This window comes from Ruminococcus sp. AF17-22AC (assembly GCF_003460065.1).
GTDB lineage: Bacteria > Bacillota > Clostridia > Lachnospirales > Lachnospiraceae > Blautia_A.
In genome coordinates this window covers 304,701-304,976 of sequence record NZ_QRXT01000004.1, presented here as the reverse complement: position 1 = coordinate 304,976, position 276 = coordinate 304,701, and the positions used below count along the sequence as shown (strand labels likewise).

Sequence of the window (276 nt, the reverse complement as noted above, 5' to 3'; positions counted from 1 at the left end):
CGCGTTACTCACCCGTCCGCCACTAGAAACAATTTAAATCTGCCGAAGCTTCAATAAAAGGTTTCCCGTTCGACTTGCATGTGTTAAGCACGCCGCCAGCGTTCATCCTGAGCCAGGATCAAACTCTCTGATAAAGTGTTTGATGTACTCAAGACAACCAACTAGCTTAGTTATCTCTCGTCATTACTGTTTTTAAAAGTTCATTCTGTTGAATGATGATTCGTTAAAGAATTTTCGAGAATCGTATGTGTTTCACTGTTTAGTTATCAAGGTTCT

The 276-nt window shown here is 40.2% G+C and carries 1 rRNA gene (cut by a window edge); it reads right to left on the bottom strand.

What is annotated here, in order from left to right:
* A 16S ribosomal RNA gene (locus tag DWW86_RS08705) occupies positions 1–134 on the bottom strand; it reaches 1,436 nt to the left of the window's first position.
* Positions 135–276 lie beyond the last annotated feature (142 nt).